The organism is Luteimonas sp. A537 (assembly GCF_054052065.1).
In genome coordinates this window covers 134,448-151,959 of sequence record NZ_JBSVRH010000001.1, presented here as the reverse complement: position 1 = coordinate 151,959, position 17,512 = coordinate 134,448, and the positions used below count along the sequence as shown (strand labels likewise).

The 17,512-nt window shown below is 69.0% G+C and carries 18 protein-coding genes; 8 read left to right on the top strand and 10 right to left on the bottom strand.

The window, feature by feature from the left end; genetic code table 11:
• Positions 1-213: 213 nt before the first annotated feature.
• From ACW7GZ_RS00695 to ACW7GZ_RS00685, 3 genes are read left to right on the top strand one after another with little or no spacing between them, the layout of a single operon-like run.
• Positions 214-831: a beta-lactamase hydrolase domain-containing protein gene (locus ACW7GZ_RS00695; protein ID WP_457007312.1), complete on the top strand. Its 618-nt coding sequence runs from the start codon at positions 214-216 to the stop codon at positions 829-831.
• A 4-nt stretch (positions 832-835) separates the two neighbouring features.
• A complete protein-coding gene (ygiD, locus tag ACW7GZ_RS00690) occupies positions 836-1,699 on the top strand; it encodes a 4,5-DOPA-extradiol-dioxygenase (protein ID WP_457007310.1) in 864 nt (287 codons plus the stop codon).
• A gap of 7 nt (positions 1,700-1,706) precedes the next feature.
• A complete protein-coding gene (locus tag ACW7GZ_RS00685) occupies positions 1,707-3,047 on the top strand; it encodes an MATE family efflux transporter (protein WP_457007308.1) in 1,341 nt (446 codons plus the stop codon).
• 58 nt (positions 3,048-3,105) lie between these two features.
• On the opposite strand, the gene ACW7GZ_RS00680 is transcribed toward ACW7GZ_RS00685, so the two are convergent.
• A complete protein-coding gene (locus ACW7GZ_RS00680) occupies positions 3,106-4,896 on the bottom strand; it encodes a diguanylate cyclase domain-containing protein (RefSeq protein WP_457007306.1) in 1,791 nt (596 codons plus the stop codon).
• Between the two features lie 180 nt (positions 4,897-5,076).
• On the opposite strand from ACW7GZ_RS00680, the gene ACW7GZ_RS00675 reads away from it, so the two are divergent.
• Positions 5,077-5,406 (top strand): thioredoxin family protein, encoded by a 330-nt coding sequence (locus ACW7GZ_RS00675; protein ID WP_457007304.1) that lies wholly within the window; start codon positions 5,077-5,079, stop codon positions 5,404-5,406.
• Between the two features lie 18 nt (positions 5,407-5,424).
• Here ACW7GZ_RS00675 and ACW7GZ_RS00670 read toward each other — a convergent pair whose 3' ends face one another.
• Complete coding sequence (locus tag ACW7GZ_RS00670) at positions 5,425-6,063, bottom strand: hypothetical protein (RefSeq protein ID WP_457007302.1); 639 nt, start codon at positions 6,061-6,063, stop codon at positions 5,425-5,427.
• A 147-nt stretch (positions 6,064-6,210) separates the two neighbouring features.
• Positions 6,211-7,587: a copper-containing nitrite reductase gene (nirK, locus tag ACW7GZ_RS00665; RefSeq protein WP_457001807.1), complete on the bottom strand. Its 1,377-nt coding sequence runs from the start codon at positions 7,585-7,587 to the stop codon at positions 6,211-6,213.
• Positions 7,588-7,793: 206 nt separating this feature from the next.
• Between nirK and ACW7GZ_RS00660 the strand changes: the two genes are divergently transcribed.
• Positions 7,794-8,174 (top strand): DUF2946 family protein, encoded by a 381-nt coding sequence (locus ACW7GZ_RS00660; protein ID WP_457001809.1) that lies wholly within the window; start codon positions 7,794-7,796, stop codon positions 8,172-8,174.
• Positions 8,175-8,241: 67 nt separating this feature from the next.
• The gene (locus tag ACW7GZ_RS00655) at positions 8,242-10,338 is read left to right on the top strand and encodes a TonB-dependent copper receptor (protein WP_457007300.1); all 2,097 of its coding nucleotides are present in this window, start codon (positions 8,242-8,244) and stop codon (positions 10,336-10,338) included.
• A 31-nt stretch (positions 10,339-10,369) separates the two neighbouring features.
• Here the strand turns inward: ACW7GZ_RS00655 and arsC are convergent, their stop codons facing one another.
• The 5 genes from arsC to ACW7GZ_RS00630 form a co-directional block, all read right to left on the bottom strand.
• On the bottom strand, positions 10,370-10,771 hold the full coding sequence (arsC, locus tag ACW7GZ_RS00650; RefSeq protein ID WP_457007298.1) for an arsenate reductase (glutaredoxin): 402 nt from the start codon (positions 10,769-10,771) through the stop codon (positions 10,370-10,372).
• A 196-nt stretch (positions 10,772-10,967) separates the two neighbouring features.
• Entirely contained in the window at positions 10,968-12,446 is a 1,479-nt protein-coding gene (locus ACW7GZ_RS00645) for a SulP family inorganic anion transporter (RefSeq protein ID WP_457007296.1), read from the bottom strand.
• Between the two features lie 81 nt (positions 12,447-12,527).
• A complete protein-coding gene (locus tag ACW7GZ_RS00640) occupies positions 12,528-12,956 on the bottom strand; it encodes a type II toxin-antitoxin system death-on-curing family toxin (protein ID WP_457007294.1) in 429 nt (142 codons plus the stop codon).
• 8 nt (positions 12,957-12,964) lie between these two features.
• On the bottom strand, positions 12,965-13,186 hold the full coding sequence (locus ACW7GZ_RS00635; protein WP_457007292.1) for an AbrB/MazE/SpoVT family DNA-binding domain-containing protein: 222 nt from the start codon (positions 13,184-13,186) through the stop codon (positions 12,965-12,967).
• An 84-nt stretch (positions 13,187-13,270) separates the two neighbouring features.
• Positions 13,271-13,825 carry an NADPH-dependent FMN reductase gene (locus ACW7GZ_RS00630; protein ID WP_457007290.1) on the bottom strand — a complete coding sequence of 185 codons (555 nt, stop codon included), beginning with the start codon at positions 13,823-13,825 and terminating at the stop codon, positions 13,271-13,273.
• 170 nt (positions 13,826-13,995) lie between these two features.
• Here ACW7GZ_RS00630 and ACW7GZ_RS00625 point away from each other — a divergent pair, with 170 nt between their 5' ends.
• Positions 13,996-14,526, top strand: coding sequence for a hypothetical protein (locus tag ACW7GZ_RS00625; protein ID WP_457001823.1), 531 nt, complete (start codon positions 13,996-13,998; stop codon positions 14,524-14,526).
• 75 nt (positions 14,527-14,601) lie between these two features.
• Positions 14,602-15,216, top strand: a complete 615-nt coding sequence (locus ACW7GZ_RS00620) for a hypothetical protein (protein ID WP_457007288.1) — start codon at positions 14,602-14,604, stop codon at positions 15,214-15,216.
• Positions 15,217-15,279: 63 nt separating this feature from the next.
• On the opposite strand, the gene egtD is transcribed toward ACW7GZ_RS00620, so the two are convergent.
• Both egtD and egtB read right to left on the bottom strand, forming a co-directional pair.
• Positions 15,280-16,242 carry an L-histidine N(alpha)-methyltransferase gene (egtD, locus tag ACW7GZ_RS00615; RefSeq protein WP_457007286.1) on the bottom strand — a complete coding sequence of 321 codons (963 nt, stop codon included), beginning with the start codon at positions 16,240-16,242 and terminating at the stop codon, positions 15,280-15,282.
• Entirely contained in the window at positions 16,239-17,447 is a 1,209-nt protein-coding gene (gene egtB, locus ACW7GZ_RS00610) for an ergothioneine biosynthesis protein EgtB (RefSeq protein WP_457001829.1), read from the bottom strand. The genes egtD and egtB overlap by 4 nt, the downstream gene beginning before the upstream one ends.
• Positions 17,448-17,512 lie beyond the last annotated feature (65 nt).

Genomic DNA, 17,512 nt, shown 5'->3' with positions numbered 1-17,512 from the left:
GACCGCAGCTGCCTCGCTGTTCACGATGGTCTGACGCTGCGCTCAGCAACCTGCAGCCCCCGGGGCCTTGCGGCTGCTCCACGCCATGCACCTCATCGAACTCTTCCCCCTCCACGACAACGCCGGCGCCGCGTTCCCCAAGGCGCTCGACAGGCGCATCATGGCCATCGTGGTCCACGAACCCGCACCGCGCCAATGACGATGGAGCCTGCCATGTCCGCAAGATCCCGCATGCTGCCGTTGGCCGCCGTACTGCCCATAGCGATGGCCCTCGCGCTCGCCAGCTGCGCCACGACCGAAAAAGCGCCGGCCGTGCCGGTGCCCGAGGAGGTCTCCATGCAATCCCCACCGCTCGAACGCTTCACGACTCCCACCGACGGGATCCACACTGGCGGCAGGATCACCGCCGACGACCTGCCCGCACTGCGCGCGGCGGGCATTCGCCACGTGATCGACCTGACCCCGGACTCGGAGACGCCCGGCTTCGACGAGGCGGGCGCCGTACGCGCGGCCGGCATGGGCTACGACAACCTGCCCATCGCCGGCGCCGGTGACCTGGACCGCGAGGCCGTGGTGGCCTTTGACCAGCTGCTGCGGGCAGCCGACGGGCCGACGCTCGTGCACTGCGCCAGCGGCAACCGCGTGGGCGCGCTGGCGGCGCTGCGTGCCGCGTGGCTGCAGGGTGCCGACGAGGACGCAGCCGTGGAAGAGGGGCGGCGCTGGGGGCTGCGCGGGCTGGAAGGCGAGGTGCGCGGGCACCTCGCGCGCGAGCGCTGCCTGGCCGACGCGCGGGGCAGCGACGGCGCGGCGCGCTGCGATGGGGGCAGCTGAGGCCATGTCCGCCACGCCCCTGATGCCTGCCGCCTTCCTCGGCCACGGCAGTCCGATGAACGCGCTCGAGCGCAACCGCTACACCGAAGCCTGGCGCGCGTTCGGCGCCTCGGTGCCGCGGCCGCGCGCGATCCTGGTGGTGTCGGCGCACTGGTACGTCAACGCCACCGCGGTCACGGCCATGCCACGGCCGCGGACCATCCACGACTTCTTCGGCTTTCCGCAGGCGCTGTTTGACGTGCAGTACCCGGCGCCGGGGCTGCCCGAACTGGCGGAGGAGGTGGCCGATGTTGCGAAACCCGACTTCGTCGGATCCGACATCGACGGCTGGGGGCTGGACCACGGCACCTGGTCGGTGCTGGTGCATGCGTTTCCCGATGCCGACATCCCGGTGGTGCAGCTGTCGATCAACGCGCAGAAGCCGGTGGAGTTCCACATCGAACTTGGCGCCCGCCTGGCCGCGCTGCGCGCGCGCGGCGTGCTCGTGGTGGGCAGCGGCAACGTGGTGCACAACCTGCGGGCGATCGACTGGAAGCAGCCGGATTCCGGGTTCGACTGGAACCAGCGTTTCGATGCCGATGTGAAGCAACTGCTGGCCGAGCGTCCGGGTGATGCGGCCGGACTCATCCGGCACCCGGACTACGCTGCCTCGGCACCGACAGCGGAGCACTTCCTGCCGCTGCTGTATCTCGCCGGGATCGCTGCGGCGGCGGGCAAGGGCGCCGACGTGCTGGTGGAGGGGCCGGCGTATGGGTCGCTGTCGATGACGTCGTACACCGTGGGCGCGCAGTGCCCGCCGGAGAGTGGCGTCACCGCGGGCGCGGCACCGCTGGCCGCCAACGTGCCCGCGGGCGAATCCAACCTGTAGCGCGGTCTTGTCACAGCACGCAACGGGCCTGACCCGCAAGGCCATCGCGCGCCAGGCCTGGCCGATCATCCTCGCCAACGCGGCGGTGCCAAGCCTCGGCCTGGTCGACACCGCCGTCATCGGCCACTACGGCAGCGCGGTGGAGCTGGGTGCGCTGGCGCTGGGCGCGCTGCTGTTCAACTTCGTCTACTGGAGCTTCGGCTTCCTGCGCATGGGCACCACCGGCTTCGTGGCGCAGGCGGCGGGCGCCGGCGACGAGGCCGAGGTCCGCGCCACGCTGGCACGCGCGGTGCTGCTGGCCGCGGGCCTGGGCGGCGCGCTGTTGCTGCTGCAATGGCCGATCACCTGGCTCTACTTCGCGCTGATGGATGGCAGCGCCGGGGTGGAGGCAGCGGCCGGCGACTACTTCCGCGCGCGCATCTGGGGCGCGCCGGCGGCGCTCGCCCTGTTCGCGATCAGCGGCCTGCTGATCGGCCTTGGCCGCAGCCGCGAACTGCTGCTGGTGCAGCTGCTGCTCAACGGTCTCAACGCCGGCCTGGACATCTGGTTTGCAGGCACGCTGGGCATGGGCGTGCGGGGCATCGGCCTGGGCACCGCGATCGCCGAATGGAGCACCTGCGCCGTCGCCATCATCGTGGTGCTGCGCGTGTTGCGTGTGCGCCACGGCGATGCCGCGCCGTTCCTGCCCTGGGCGCGCATCGCCGACTGGCAGCGCATCCGCGCGTCGCTGGCCGCCAACCGCGACATCCTGGTGCGCACGCTGTGCCTGCTGCTGGCCTTCGGCTGGTTCGCCAACGCCGGCGCGCGCTTCGGCGACGTGACCCTGGCGGCGAACCACATCCTGCTGCAGCTGGTGTCGTTCAGCGCGTTCTTCCTGGACGGCTTCGCGTTCGTGGCCGAAGCGCACGTGGGCGCGGCATGGGGTGCGCGCGACAGCGGCAGGTTCAGGCGCGCGGTGCGGCTGAGCAGTGAGCTGGCCGGAGGCACGGCGCTGGTGCTGGCGGTGGCGGTCCTGTTGCTGGGCGACGCCGCGGTGATGGCCCTGACCAGCCTGCCCGCGGTGCGCGAAGTGGCCGCGACGCACCTGCCATGGGCCGCGCTGTACGTACTGCTCTCGGTGGCCGCGTTCCAGCTGGACGGCGTGTTCATCGGCGCCACCCGCACGCGGGAGATGCGGCATGCCGGCCTGGTGTCGTTGGGGGTGTTCCTGCTGGCCGCATGGCCGCTGGCGGCCCTTTGGGGCAACCACGGTTTGTGGGCGGCGTTCGTGGTGTACGTGGTGGCGCGCGCCGCGGCGCTGCTGGGGTATTACAGCCGTCTCGTCAGGCGAGCGGAGGCCGCATCCTGAAGGTGGTCCGCCCCTCGGCGGACCCGGCCTGGATCGTGCCCTCGTGCTCCATTCCCCGTCACACCACCGGGGCCAGGTGGTAACGGTTGCGCCCGGCTTTCTTGGCCTCGTAAAGGGCGGCGTCCCCCGAGGCCATCAGGCCTGCCGCATCGGCCGCCTGCCCCGCATGGGCGACGCCGATGCTGGTGCTGACCGTGAGCCGGGTGCCACCGACGTCGACCGGCTCCGCCATGGCGGCGAGCACCTTGCGCGCCACGGCCTCGGCGGCTTCGGCCGATGCGTCCTCGATCAGGATCACGAACTCGTCCCCGCCCAGGCGGGCGACCAGGTCGGTTTCGCGCACGCTGTCGCACAGCCGCTTCGCAAAGGCCTTCAGCACGATGTCGCCGGCGGCGTGGCCGTGGCCATCGTTGACGTCCTTGAAACGGTCGATGTCCATGCACAGCAGTGCGATCGGGATTGCGTGGCGCTGCTGGCGCTTGAGCGCCAGCGCAAGGCGCTCGTCGAACTGGCGGCGATTGGCCAGGTCGGTGAGCGGATCGACGCGCGACAGCCGTTCCAGCTCGCGCCGGCTTTCCGCCAGGGCGTGCTCGGCGGCCACGCGGCGGCTGATGTTGCGGGCGGCCACCATGATGTCGACCGCGCCGCCGCCGTCATCGGCGGGTATGCAGCGCAGCACGCCCTCGACCCAGACGTAGTGGCCGTCTTTGTGCCGGATGCGGTATCTCTCGGTGCGCGTGTCGCCCGATGCCAGGACATCGGCCATCGCCTGCGCCTGCCGCGCGCGGTCGTCCGGATGCACGAAATTCCAGCGCGTGCCGGTCATCTCGGTGGGCGTGAAGCCGAACATCTCCACTGCCGACGGCGAGACGTAGAGCAGCGCCCCGTCGGGCCCCACGCGCGCGATGACGTCGTGCGAGTGGTCGGCAAGCATGCGGTAGCGGCGTTCGCTTTCGCCCAGCCGCGCAGCCAGCCGGTTACTTTCGGCCATGACCAGGCAGACGGGGATCGTCATCAGGCAGCCGCCCGCCAGGTAAAGCTGCAGCAGGGCCAACCGGCCGGCGTCGCCCAGGCTCGGGTGCGACAGTGGGCCGTAGTCCAGCGCAGTGGCGGTGGCGACGACCAGCCCCAGGGCGATCACTCCCAGCCCCACGCCGGCGAACCCATGGCGAACTGCGACCAGCAGCAGCGGCGGATAGGCCAGGAACAGCAGCGGATACCTGAAGAAGGCGACGCCCACCGCCACCGCGATCAACAGTCCCATGGTAGTCACCAGGCTCCAGCCACGGCCGGGCTCCACGAACAGTCCCAGACCCTTGCGCTGTACGACCAGCGTGGTCGTCGCCAGCACCACCATGCCGACGACGTGCGCCGCATACCAGCTGCCTGCTGCGCGCAGGAAATGCTGTCCGTGCATGAAGTAGGCCAGGGTCGCCGCCATCAGTCCCGTCAGCGCGCAGGCGACCAGCGTGGCCGCTGTCGCAACCCCTCCCAGGGTGAGCCAGTCCGGATCGCGGATGTCGGGAATACGGATGCGGACGAGCCAGGCCACCGCCAGCGCTTCCACGAGGTTGCACATCGCGATGGCCAGCGCGTACGGGGGCTGGTCGCCGGCCAGGATGCGCGCGGAAAGCTCGGCGAAGAACGCCACTGCCAGGTAGCCCGGCCAGGTGGCAGTGCGGCGGGACAGCAGCCAGCCGGTGAGGATGCCGTTGCCGATCCAGATCGCGGAGAGTTCGCCGGGCCCGCGGGCCAGCGTGAACGAAAGCCATGCGGTCCCCGCGATCAGTAACGCCAGGACGGTCCGGTCGGCCCGGTAGGTGCGTGGCAATCTCAAGCGATGGGCCATGGCGGCCTAGTCTAGCCGCAGGTATGCGCGGCCGCCCTGCCGCAGGTCACGGGATGTTGATCGCCGGTCCGGGAAGGTGGAAATCCCGATTGAAACGGAGATATCCATGACGCTGGTCCCCTCCGACACTCTGGTCGAGTCGCCGACGGCTCCGGCGCGCGCCTGTTCCGCAACGCCACTGTGAGCTACGAAGCCCGCTACTCGGCGGTGGAACCCGCGCGTGCGGAGCTCGATGCCATGGAAGGCACCCTGCTGCTGGAGTTCGGCACCGACTGGTGCGGGCACTGCCAAGCGGCGCAGGCGCCGATCCAGGTGCTGCTGGGCGAGCACGCGGGCGTCGTGCACCTGAAGATCGAGGACGGTCGCGGCCGGCCGTTGGGCCGGGCGTTCAAGGTGAAACTGTGGCCGACGCTGGTGCTGCTCCGTTCCGGCCAGGAGCTGGGGCGGGTGGTGCGGCCGGTGTCCAGCGCGGACCTGGAGCCGCTGCGCGACGCGTTGGCCCGGATCTAGCGGACCGGCGGGCGGAGCTCAGGTCCGGAGCAGGTCCCAGCTTTCGATTTCGGCCAGCACGAACGCCGGCCTGCGCGCCGCCAGAGCCGGCTGCGTGCGCCATGCGGGCTGCGTCTCCAGGCCGGGTCCGCTGCCCGGGTCCGCACTCCAGCGCGACAGGCCGGGAAGGCCGGCCTCCCCGGCGGCATGCAGTGGCACGTCCGCCAGCTGGACGTCGCCCCGGGCAAGGCCCACCAGCAGTTCGATGGAATGGCCATCCAGCGGGCGGTAGGCCGCCATGCGCAGGCGACCGTCGGCGCGCTGCGCGATCGCGGCCAGGAGTGCGTCGTCGCGCTGCAGGGCCACGACCGCGCCGCCAAGGTCGACCGGGCCGATTTCGATCCACCAGCCCGCGCCTTCGGCGGCCAGGCATTCGCCGGCATCGTCCGGTGCCAGCAGTTCGGCCAGGCGCGCCATCGCCGGTTCCATGGCCTGCCAGTCAGCCGTTTCACGGGCGGCGCGCAGCTGCAGGCCGTGCAGCATGTCGGCCAGCGGCAGTTCGCCGTCGTTGGCAACGGCGGCCTGGAAGGCGGGGAGTGCAACCGGGTAGGGAATGGCGGGCAGGCCGAGGCCGGTCAGCGCGTCGGCCGTGGGGTGGAGTTCGATCATCTGGTGCATGGCGCATATTGTCCGTGTCTTCGTCGCACCAGGCGTGACTGCGGCATGACCCTTATGTGCAATCGCGGCGCCGAATGCACTTGACTTCGCACACGAAAACGGCCCCGCCGGGGCGGGGCCGTTGCCTGCCGTCTTGCGCCGCCGGCGTCAGTGGCCGGACGCTGCGTCGATCGGTTGGTCGCTGTTGAAGATCGTCGAGTCGGCTTCACCGTTCACCGTGAGGATGCCGGTCAGGCCCTTCTCGGCGCGCGACAGTGCGTGGTCGACCAGGATGTACTTGCCCGGGTAGTCGACCTTGAACTCGACCATGGTCGCGCCGCCCGGAGGCACGATCGTGGTCTGCACGTCCGTCAGCGGCGGGCTGGTGAACGAGGCCAGGTCATAGACCCGGTCGAACACTTCGCCGATCAGGTGGAAGCTCGAAATCAGGTTCGGGCCGCCGACGCCGAAGAAGATGCGGACTTCCTCGCCCACGTTCGCGTTCATGTCGTAGGTCTTGGTGAGCGCGTCCATGGAGCCGTTGAACATCAGGTGCTCGGGCTTCTCGTCAAGCAGCTTGTCGACCGAGAACTCCTGCAGGCCGCTGGAGCCGTGCTTCTGGGCGGTGTAGAGCTCGCCCTGCATCACGTAGTACTCCTTGTCGACCGCCGGCAGGCCGCCTTCGGGCTCGACCAGGATCATCCCGTACATGCCGTTGGAGATGTGGTGGGCGATCATCGGCGTTGCGCAGTGGTACACGAACAGGCCCGGGTGCAGCGCCTTGAACGTGAAGCTCTTGGTCTCGCCGGGGCGCACCTGGGTCACCGCCGCGCCGCCACCGGGGCCGGTCACGGAGTGGAAGTCGACCGAGTGGATGTTGACGCTGTCTTCGGCGTTCTTGAGGTTGATCGTGACCGTGTCGCCCTGGCGGATGCGCAGGAGCGGACCCGGGACCGTGTTGTCGAAGGTCCAGTAGCGGTACGTGCTGCCGTCGGACAGGCGGCCTTCAACCTCGGTGGTCAGCAGGTCGTAGGTGACATGCTCGGCGGCGCGGTCACCGACGGGCGTGCCGACTTCGGCCGGGTTCTTGGAGACATCCAGCGCCGTGCTCACTTCTTCCTTCACGTCGCCGACGATCAGCTTGCCGGCCATGCCCGCGAGCTTGTGCCCGGGGATGGTGCAGATGTATTCGAAGGTGCCGCCCTTGGTGGCCCGGAACACGATGGTGGTCGAGGAGCCGACGCCGACCAGCTGGTCGGACTGGGCGCCGAACTCGGGCACCGCGATGTCATGCATGGCGCCGTCGTTGTTGGTGATCGTGATCGCGACCACCGAGCCTTCGGGCACGCGCAGGTCGGGGTTGACCACGTCCTTGATCGCGCCGGAGTTGCCGATGAAGACCATCTGGCCACCGGTGATCTCGGTGCGCAGGCTGAAGTTGACGTCGGCGATCATGTCGACCGATGCCGATCCCTGCGCGGCGACGTCGGCCGGGACGAATCCGCCAGCGGCGGCGAGTGCAAACAGCAGTACCAGGTTTCTCATGGTGATGACCTCAGTGATTAAAGGGCTTGAATAAAATCGGGGGCCGATGATGCGTCGTGGTGCCCGGCCGTTGGAGCGCACGTTACCGTTGTGCAGCGGTGAGCCAAATGACCTGGATCAAGTGCGTACGTTTGCGTATGGAAAGCGCCCGGCCTTGACCTGCGTCAGATCCATTCCGGTGCCTGGCGCCGACAATCCGCACTGAAATGAACGCGAAGGCATTCCAGCACTGGATGGGGCGGATCGGACTGGCGGCAGCGCTGTTGCTGATGCTGGTGCCGACCACGACGCGACTGCTGGAAGCCACGGGCGAGGCCCGCGTCGTGCATGGCCCTGCCCACGATGGCGGACACGGCCGGCATCGCCTGCACGATGGAGTGGATCCGGGCGATGCGCGTCCCGCGATCGGTGATCCGGACTGCGATTACTGTCCGCTGCTGGCAGCGTTCACGCACTCGGCGCCGGTGGTGTTCAAGCTCTTCGCATTGCCGGCGGCGACCGCGCCGGCGCTCGCGCCAGCCGCACCCAGCGTGGCATGGCTGCACCCGAACGGACTGGGCTCGCGCGGACCACCGCGCATCGGCTGACCCTCGCCACGCCGCCCGGCATCCGCCACGCGGCACCCCATCGCATTCCGCTCCATGGAGTCACGCCATGTCGATCCCCCGCTGCCCGGTGATCCGTTCGTCCTGCCTGTTCGTGGCGATTGCCGCCGCTCTTGCCAGCCCCTTCGCCCATGCACTGGACGCCGCGCCCGACACCCCGTCGGACGCGACGCGCACGGTGGATTTCGAAGCGCTGGTCGTCACGGCCGCCGCGCCGGTGTCCGCACTCACCTGGGAAACCAGCCCCAAGCTTCCGCGCCAGCCGGTTCCGGCCAGCGACGGTGCCGACTACCTCAAGACCATTCCTGGCTTCAGCACCGTGCGCAACGGCGGCAGCAATGGTGATCCGGTGCTGCGCGGCATGTTCGGCTCGCGCCTGAACCTGCTGACCAACGACGGCGCCATGCCCGGTGCCTGCCCTTCGCGCATGGACAACGCGATGTCCTACATCGCGCCGGAAACCTATGACGCGCTGGTGGTCACCAAGGGTCCGCAGACGGTGCTCTGGGGTCCGGGCGCATCGGCCGGCACGGTGCGCTTCGAGCGCGACCGCGAGCACTTCATCGAGCCCACCTGGAAGCTCGCCGGCAGCGCGCTCGCCGGCAGCTGGGGCCGCAACGACCAGGTGGTCGACGTGACCCGGGGCGCGCCGCTCGGCTACGCCCGCATCAGCGCCAACCGCTCCGAGTCCGGCGACTACGACGACGGCAACGGCGCCCGCGTCGGCTCGGCGTGGAAGAAGTGGAACGCCGACTTCGCGCTCGGCTGGACGCCCGACGAGGACACATTGCTCGAACTCGGCGTGGGCATCGGCGACGGTCAGGCGCGCTATGCCACCCGTGGCATGGATGGCAGCAGCTTCGACCGCAGCAACTACAGCCTGCGCTTCGAGAAGGCGAACATCGGGCTCGGCGCGCTGCAGGAATTCGAGGCCAGCGTCTACCACAACGTCGCCGACCACGTGATGGACAACTACAGCCTGCGCGACCCGAACCCGAACGGTTCGATGCCCATGCCGATGGCGTCCAACGTCGAGCGCAGCACCAGCGGCGGGCGCGCGGCGGCCACTTGGCGCGGCGCCGCGTTCGAGCTTGTCACCGGCATCGACGCCCAGGACAGCCGCCACCGCCGCCGCGCCGGCATGGGCCGCAACGCGTATCTCGCCATGCCATGGGTCGTGGACGCGCGCTTCGACAACCTCGGCCTGTTCGCCGAAGGCACCTGGTTCCAGGGCGACGACAGCCGCTGGATCGCCGGCGCGCGCGCGGACCGCGCAGGTGCCGAGGACGGACGGCTGACGGTGGCCGGTGGCCACGGCCACCCGGCAATGCCCAATCCGACAGCCGGCCGGTCGCGCGAGGAAACGCTGAAGGCGGGCTTCGTCCGCTTCGAGCGCGACGTCGACAAGGCGCTCAGCTGGTACGCCGGCATTGGCCACACCGAGCGCATGCCCGACTACTGGGAACTGTTCTCCGCGGACATGGGCCCGATGGGCTTCGCCAACGCCTTCGCCGGCCTCGATACCGAGAAGACCACCCAGCTCGACGTCGGCCTGCAGTACCGCGGCGAACGCTTCGATGCCTGGATCTCGGCCTACGCCGGCCGCGTCGATGACTTCATCCAGTTCCGCTACATGGACACGATGATGGGCGCGACCTCGATGGTGTCGAACATCGATGCGCGGACCAGCGGCGCCGAGCTTGGCGGCGAGTACCGGGCGAGCGAGGACTGGACGCTCGGCGGCAGCCTGGCCCATGCCCGCGGGAAGGACCGCGACAGCGGCCGCCCGCTGCCGCAGATGCCGCCGCTGGAAGGCCGCTTCAGTGCCGACTGGGACAACGGCACCTGGTCGGCCGGCGCGCTGGTCCGGCTGGTCGACGGACAGGACCGCGTCGCCGAGGGCTATGGCAACGTGGTCGGCCAGGACATCGGTCCGAGCGCCGGCTTCGCCACGCTCGCGCTCAACGCCGGCTACCGCTTCGCCAGCGGCGTGCAGCTGACCGCCGGCGTCGACAACCTGTTCGACCGCGCCTACAGCGAGCACCTCAACCTCGCCGGAAACGCCGACTTCGGCTATCCGGCGGATGCGGTGCGGATCAACGAGCCGGGACGCACGCTCTGGCTGCGGGTCGGCTACACGTACTGAGGGCAGCCGCAGGCGGGAGCGGGTGGCGGCGCTACTTCGGCGCCACCACGTCGCCATCTTCCTTGGTAAACGACGCGCTGATTGGCGGCAGGATCTCGAGCACCGCTTCCGACGGCCGCGCCAGCCGCACGCCCATGTTGGTGCGCACGAAGGGCCGGTTGACAAGGATCGGATCCGCGAGCATCGCATCGAGCAACGCGGCCTCGGACAGTGAAGGATCGTCCAGGCCCAGTTCCGTGTACTTCGCCTCCTTGGCGCGGATTGCATCGCGAACGCCGATGCCGGCCTCGCGGATCAGCGCGATCAGCTCCTCGCGCGTGGGCGTGTCCTTCAGGTATTCGATGACCTCGGGCTCGATGCCGGCATGACGGATCAGTGCCAGCGTGTTGCGCGACGTTCCGCAGCGCGGGTTGTGATAGATCGTGGCGTGCATGGTGGGCCTCGCTGGGGGCGCTCCACTGTAGCGGTGCGGGGAAGGCGAGGCACCCGTGCGCGCCTGCAATCCGCTGGGCCCGCAGCCGCCGCTGCTGGAACGCGAGCTGCACAGCCTGCAGGAATGCCTGGCGCGTGAGCCCGGCGCCGATGCGGGATTGATCCGCAGCAGCTGATCGGGGCCCGGTCAGCGTCTCCTATTGGCCCATCGACGAGGCCGGAGCTTCGTCACCGTGCGTGCCCAGGCGATCGACCAGTGACTGGCTCGCCCGGTTCAGGCCGACCACTTCCACCGTCGCGCCGTGCTTGCGCAGCTTCAGCACCACGCGGTCCAGGGCGCCGACCGCGCTGGTGTCCCAGAAATGCGCATCGCGCAGGTCGATCAGCACCTTCCCGGGCGCGTGCAGGTAGTCGAAGCTGTTGGCGAACTGGACGGCGGATGCGAAGAACACCTGGCCGGTGACACGGTAGCTGCGGCGGCCATCGTCGTCGCGGTGTTCGACCTGCAGCATCGAGCTCACCCGGCGCGTGAATGACAGCGCGGTCAGCAGTACGCCGGCCAGCACGCCCTTGGCCAGGTCGTGGGTGGCGACGGTGACCACCACGGTGCCGAACATGATCAGGCTGGCGCTCTTCGGGTGGGTCTTCAGCTCGCGAAAGCTCTTCCAGTGGAAGGTGCCGATGCTGACCATGATCATCACCGCCACCAGCGCCGCCATCGGGATCATCGATACCCAGTCCGACGCATAGACCACGAGCAGCAGCAGAACCACGCCGGCGACCATGCACGACAGCCGCCCGCGGCCGCCGGAGCCGACGTTGATCACCGACTGGCCGATCATCGCGCAGCCGGCCATGCCGCCGAACAGCCCGGCGACGATGTTCGCTGAACCCTGGCCAGCGCACTCGCGGCGGCGGTTGGTGGGCGTGTCGGTCATGTCCTCGACGATCTGCGCGGTCATCAGCGACTCCAGCAGGCCGACCACGGCCAGCGTGGCCGACACCGGCAGCAGGATCCACAGCGTGTCCAGCGTCCACGGAATGTCCGGGAACAGGAACGTCGGCAGCGCGTCCGGCAGCTCGCCCATGTCACCCACGGTGCGGATGTCCAGGCCCAGCCAGAGGCTGAGCGCGGTGAGCAGGATGATCGCCACCAGCGGCGAAGGCACAGCTTTCGTGACCAGCGGCAGCAGGTAGATGATCGCCAGTCCCGCCGCGCATACGGCGTACACCGTCAGCGGCATGCCGATCAGCTCCGGCAGCTGCGCCATGAAGATCAGGATCGCCAGCGCGTTGACGAAGCCGATCACCACCGAACGCGACACGAAGCGCATCAGCGTGTTCAGGCGCAGTACGGCGGCGAGGATCTGCAGCAGGCCGGCCAGGATGGTCGCCGCCAGCAGGTACTGCAGCCCGTGGTCGCGCACCAGGTCGACCATCACCAGCGCCATCGCCCCGGTGGCGGCGGAGATCATCCCCGGTCGGCCACCGGCCACTGCCGTGACCACCGCGATGCAGAACGAGGCATACAGGCCGACCCTGGGATCGACGCCGGCGATGATCGAGAACGCGATGGCCTCTGGGATCAGCGCCAGTGCGACCAGCACGCCGGACAGGACATCGCCACGGATGTTGCCGAACCACTGCTCGCGCAGCGGCGGATAGATGACGGACATGGAGCGGCTCCGTGGGCGTCGGCGACGACGCGCACTGCAAGGGTGGAAGGGTGGAGGACGGACCCTGGGGGCGGGTGCAGCTCAGCGTGCGTGGCGCGCCTTGGGCTCGTGTACGTCGATGCCGGCCTTGTGCTGGATGTGGTCGCGCAGCCACGCGGCGAATTCGGCTTCGGGGAGGCTGCCCTCGGCAAGGGCGAGATAGACCGGGTACAACTCGAGGTCTTCGGCTTGTAGTGAGCCGCCGTTGAGCACGATGAACACTTCGCAGGCCACGGCCGCAGTGCGCTTGTTGCCGTCAATGAAAGGATGGTTGCGTGCCAGGCCAAACGCCAGGCTCGCGGCGAGATCGGCAAGGTCCGGCGGCGGGTCGCCGTAAGCGTACAGCTGCTGCGGACGGGCGAGGGCGGAGTCCAGCAGGCTTTCGTCACGCACACCGCCGTTCCCGCCGTGCTCGCTCAGTTGGCGGTCGTGGATGGCAAGTGCAAACGGCTTCCCGATCCAGGTGATCATGGCCGCCACTACTGCGCGAGCTTGTTGAGCAGTGCACGGCGATCGCGCATGACCTGCTCCGCGACCTCCATCTGCTCGGCCAGCGTCGGATCGAACACGGTCAGCCTGATGCCGTCGGGTGTTTCCAGCGCGAACAGTTCGTCACCCTTCTGCAGGCGCAGCCGGGCCAGCAGCTCCTTGGGCAGGATGACCCCGGCGGAGTTGCCGATGGTGGTGATCTTGAGCTTCATGACCGGTATCCCTGGGCGGTTATAACCAATGTTATACCGCCCGGGCCGGCCGGACAATGTCGCGGGGTTCGGAGCCCCGTGGTTTCAGCTTCCCGAGTGTTTCGTCACCCAGGCCACATAGCCGTCCACCCAGCCCTGCAGGAAGCCGCGGCTGGACTCACCAACGCTGCCATCGGCTTCGAACAGCCCGTCCTTGGCCTGCAGGAAGATTTCCGGTTGGCCATAGGTCGGCATGTCGAGATAGCCGGCGATGGCCCGCAGGTGCTGCTGCGCGCAGGCGGTGCCGATGGCGCCGATGGAGATGCCGACGATGCCCGCGGCCTTGCCCGCGAACGCGCTCTGCCCATACGGCCGCGATGCGTGGTCGATGGCGTTCTTGAGCACGCCTGGCACCGAGCGGTTGTACTCGGGGGTCACGAACAGCACGCCGTCGGCCTCGGCGATCAGCGCCTTGAGCCGCTTCGCCGGGGCGGGCTGGTTGTCGTCCTCGTCCTGGTTGTAGGGAGGCAGGTCGTCGATGCGCGCGTACTCGAAGCTGACGCCTGCCGGCAGCAGCTTTTCGAGCGCCTGCGCGAGTGAACGGTTCAGGGATTCCTTGCGGATGCTGCCGACGAGCACCGCGATCTTGAGGTCGGCCATTGGGTTGCGCTCCGGTCCAGGGTGGACCCCATCATCCAAGCGTTGCCGTTAACAGGCTGTTGCTGCGAGGTGGACGCGTTGCGCGGCCGCCACCGCTTGCGCCATGATCGGGCGATACCGGGGAGGAGAGGATTGATGATGGATTGCACGCAGCGCGGCACGGTGGGCAGGTGAGCATGGAGATCGTGCCGGTCTGGAAAAAAGTGACGCCCGAACTGTCGTCGGAGCTCATCGCCATGTGGGCGCGCAACGGTGCGCTGCCGGATCCAACCAAGGCCGCCGAGCGGGCGCAGCAGGCGGTGGCGGTGGGCCGCGATGATGAAGGCCGTATCTGGGGCGTCGGCACCGCGGTGCTGGGCATCGTGCCGTCCTTCGGCCAGCCGACCTATCTGTACCGCCAGTTCTTCGACGTCGGCGCGCGTGGCCTGAAGCAGACCATGCCCTTCCTCAACGCCATCCGCGACACGCTGGAGGCCCATAACGCCTCGCTGCCGAAGCCGGAGTCGGTCGGGGTCATGATCGAGCTGCAGAACGACGACATGGCCGTTCGCTACCAGGACATGTACGAGGCCGAGGCCAAGGCGCACTTCATCGGCTGGTCGCCGCGCGGGCGGCAGCTGCGGATGATGTACTTCAAGGATGCCCGGATCATGCTCCCGTTCGATGCCGTGCCGCGGCAGCGTCCGGCTGCCGCGTCCTGAGGCCGCGCCGGCTTCACCGCACCGCGACGCGCACGGTCGGATTCTGGGCCGTCCCACTCCGATGAGGTGTTCCAGATGGCACGCGGAAGCTATGACGAGGCGCAGCTGCACGAGCTGCTGTACCAGGGCATCGAGACCGAACTCGGTGGCGAACAGGTCTACCTGAAGGCGATCGAGTGCGCGGTCAATGACGACCTGCGCAAGGAGTGGAACGATTATCTCGACGAAACCCGCAACCACCAGAAGGTGTTGCTGGGGGTGTTCGAGAAACTGGGGCTGGATCCCGACGTCCGCACGCCCGGCCGCGAGGTCGTGGCGCACCACGGCAAGTCGCTGGTGAAGGCGATGGAGATGGCGCAGGCGGCTGGTGATCCGGTGGCCGCCGAACTCGTCGCCGCAGAGTGCGTGGTCCTGGCCGAGACCAAGGACCATCTCAACTGGGAACTGATCGGCTACGTCTCGAAGAAAGCCACCGGCGATGTCGGCAAGGCGCTCAAGGACGCGTACGAAGAGGTCGAGCAGCAGGAAGACCACCACCTGTACCACACCAAGGGCTGGGGCCGGGAGCTGTGGCTGCAGTCGCTCGGTCTGCCGGCGGTGCTGCCGCCGCCCGAAGAGGTCAAGAAGGTCGAGACCGCGATCGGCGCGGCGCGCGCGGAGAACGCGCGCGACCAGATGCGCAAGCAATAGTGCAGGTTACCGCGTGACTGGATGAAGGCGCGTCGCGACCGCAAGTCGCGGCGCGCTCCTGCTTCAGGCCCGCCGCAGCAGGCGCAGCCCGAACCAGTCGCAGGCATCGTTCCAGCCATCGACCACTCGCAGGCCGGCCTCCAACGCCAGCGCGCCAATGCGCGCGTCGGTGTACTTCTGGCTCTGCTCGACCTGCATCGGCTCGCCGCGCGCGAAGGCGAAGCGCTGGTGTTCCACGGTGACGACCTGCTCGCGCAGGCTTTCCAGCGTGGTCACGATGCGGCCTTCGGATTCCACGTAGCGAGCGCGGTGAACAAAGCCCGCGAGGTCGAAGTCGCTGCCGAGGTCGCGGTTGAGGCGGCCCAACAGGTTGAGGGTGAACTCCGCGGTGATGCCCGCGGCATCGTTGTACGCGGCCTCGATGATGGCTGGCTCCTTCTCGAGGTCCAGGCCGAGCAGCGCTGCGCCGTCGCGGCCCATGGTGTCGCGCATCGCGGCAAGCAGGCGGACCGATTCATCGCGGCTGAAATTGCCCAGCGTGGAGCCCGGGAAAAACACCAGCGCCGAGTCGGCCACGCGCGAAGGCCGGGGCAGGGGCACGGCCTGCGTGAAGTCGGCCAGCACCGGCAGCACTTCCACGTCGCCGAACTCGCGGTCCAGGCGCTCCGCGCTGGCGGTCAGTGCCGAGCGCGAGATCTCGATCGGCGTATAGGCCACCGGGTCCTCGAGTGCGTCCAGCAGCAGCCGTGTCTTGCGGCCGCTGCCGCTGCCGTACTCGACCACGTGCGTGCGCGGGCCGATCGCCGCGGCGATCTCGGGGCCGCGGTCGGCCAGCAGCGCAAGCTCCACGCGGGTGGGGTAGTACTCGGGCTGGCGGGTGATCGCCTCGAAGAGTTCGGAGCCGCGCTGGTCGTAGAAGTATTTCGACGGCAGGTACCTGGGACTCGAGGAGAGGCCGCGCAGTACGTCACCGGCGATATCGTCGGCGCTGGGATGGAGGTCGGTGAGCTGCAGCTTCGAGGTCAAGCGATGTCCTTTGCCAGGCGCAGGCCGGAGAACTGCCAGCGCGCGTGCGGTGCGAAGAAATTCCGGTAGCTGGCGCGCGCGTGTCCCGGCGGAGTGGCACAGCTGCCGCCGCGAAGCACCAGCTGGCCGCTCATGAACTTGCCGTTGTATTCGCCCAGCGTGCCGGCAAGCGGGCGGAAGCCGGGGTAGGGCACGTACGCGCTCGAGGTCCACTCCCAGGCCTGGCCGGTGCCGGCAAGATCGGCGGCTGAGGCTTCCCATTCGGCTTCGGTGGGCAGCCGGGCGCCGGCCCAACGGGCGAAGGCATTGGCCTCGTAGTGGCTGATGTGGCGGATGGCGGCCCCGGGATCGCGTTCGCGCCAGCCTGCCAGGGTGAACTCGCGCGCACCGTCCTGATGCCAGTAGAGCGGGCGCCGCCAGCCTTCGCGGTGTGCGAGATCCCAGCCGTCGCTCAGCCACAGGGCGGGCGTGTCGTAGCCGCCGTCGCTGATGAAGTCCGCGTAGTCGGCATTGCTGACAGGGCGGCGGGCGATGGCATGGGCAGCGATCAGTACGCGGTGGCGCGGAGTTTCGTTGTCGTAGGCGAAGCTGGTGCCAGGACCGGGCCAGGCGGGCGCGCCGATTTCGGCGATGGTTTCCGGGCGGGGAAGCCACCGGGGAGCCGGATCCGCGACGTGTACGGCTCGCGCAGCGTCGCGGCCATGGCCGCTCCCACAGTCGGGTCCGCCGTCGGTCCGGTAGGCGGGCTGCAGGGGGTTGCACCAGAAGGCGTGCTTGATGTCGGTCAGCAGGAGTTCCTGGTGCTGCTGTTCGTGATGGGTGCCGAGGAGCAGCACGTCGAGCGCGTCGGAAGCGAAGCCGCCGGCGTCCAGGTGCTCGAGTACACGTGCGTCGATGGTTTCGCGCCACGCCAGCACCTCGGCCAGCGTCGGCCGCGAGACTTGGCCGCGCTGGGCGCGCGCGTGCCGTTCACCGGCGCCCACGTAGTAGCTGTTGAACAGGTAGTCCCAGCCGGCGGGCATCGCCTCCGGTGCGTCACCCAGCACGAAGCGGGAGAAGAACCAGGTGGTGTGCGCAAGGTGCCACTTGGCCGGACTGGCCTCGGGCATCGACTGCAGCTGCGCGTCTTCGGCCGTAAGCGGTGCGGCAAGCGATACGGTGCGCGCACGCACGTCGGAGTAACGGGTGGCGCGATCGCATGCCATGTCGGCAGGGTAATCGCTGTCAGGTGCAGGTTTCAAAGCGCACACCCTGCGCGTGCGCTGCGCCT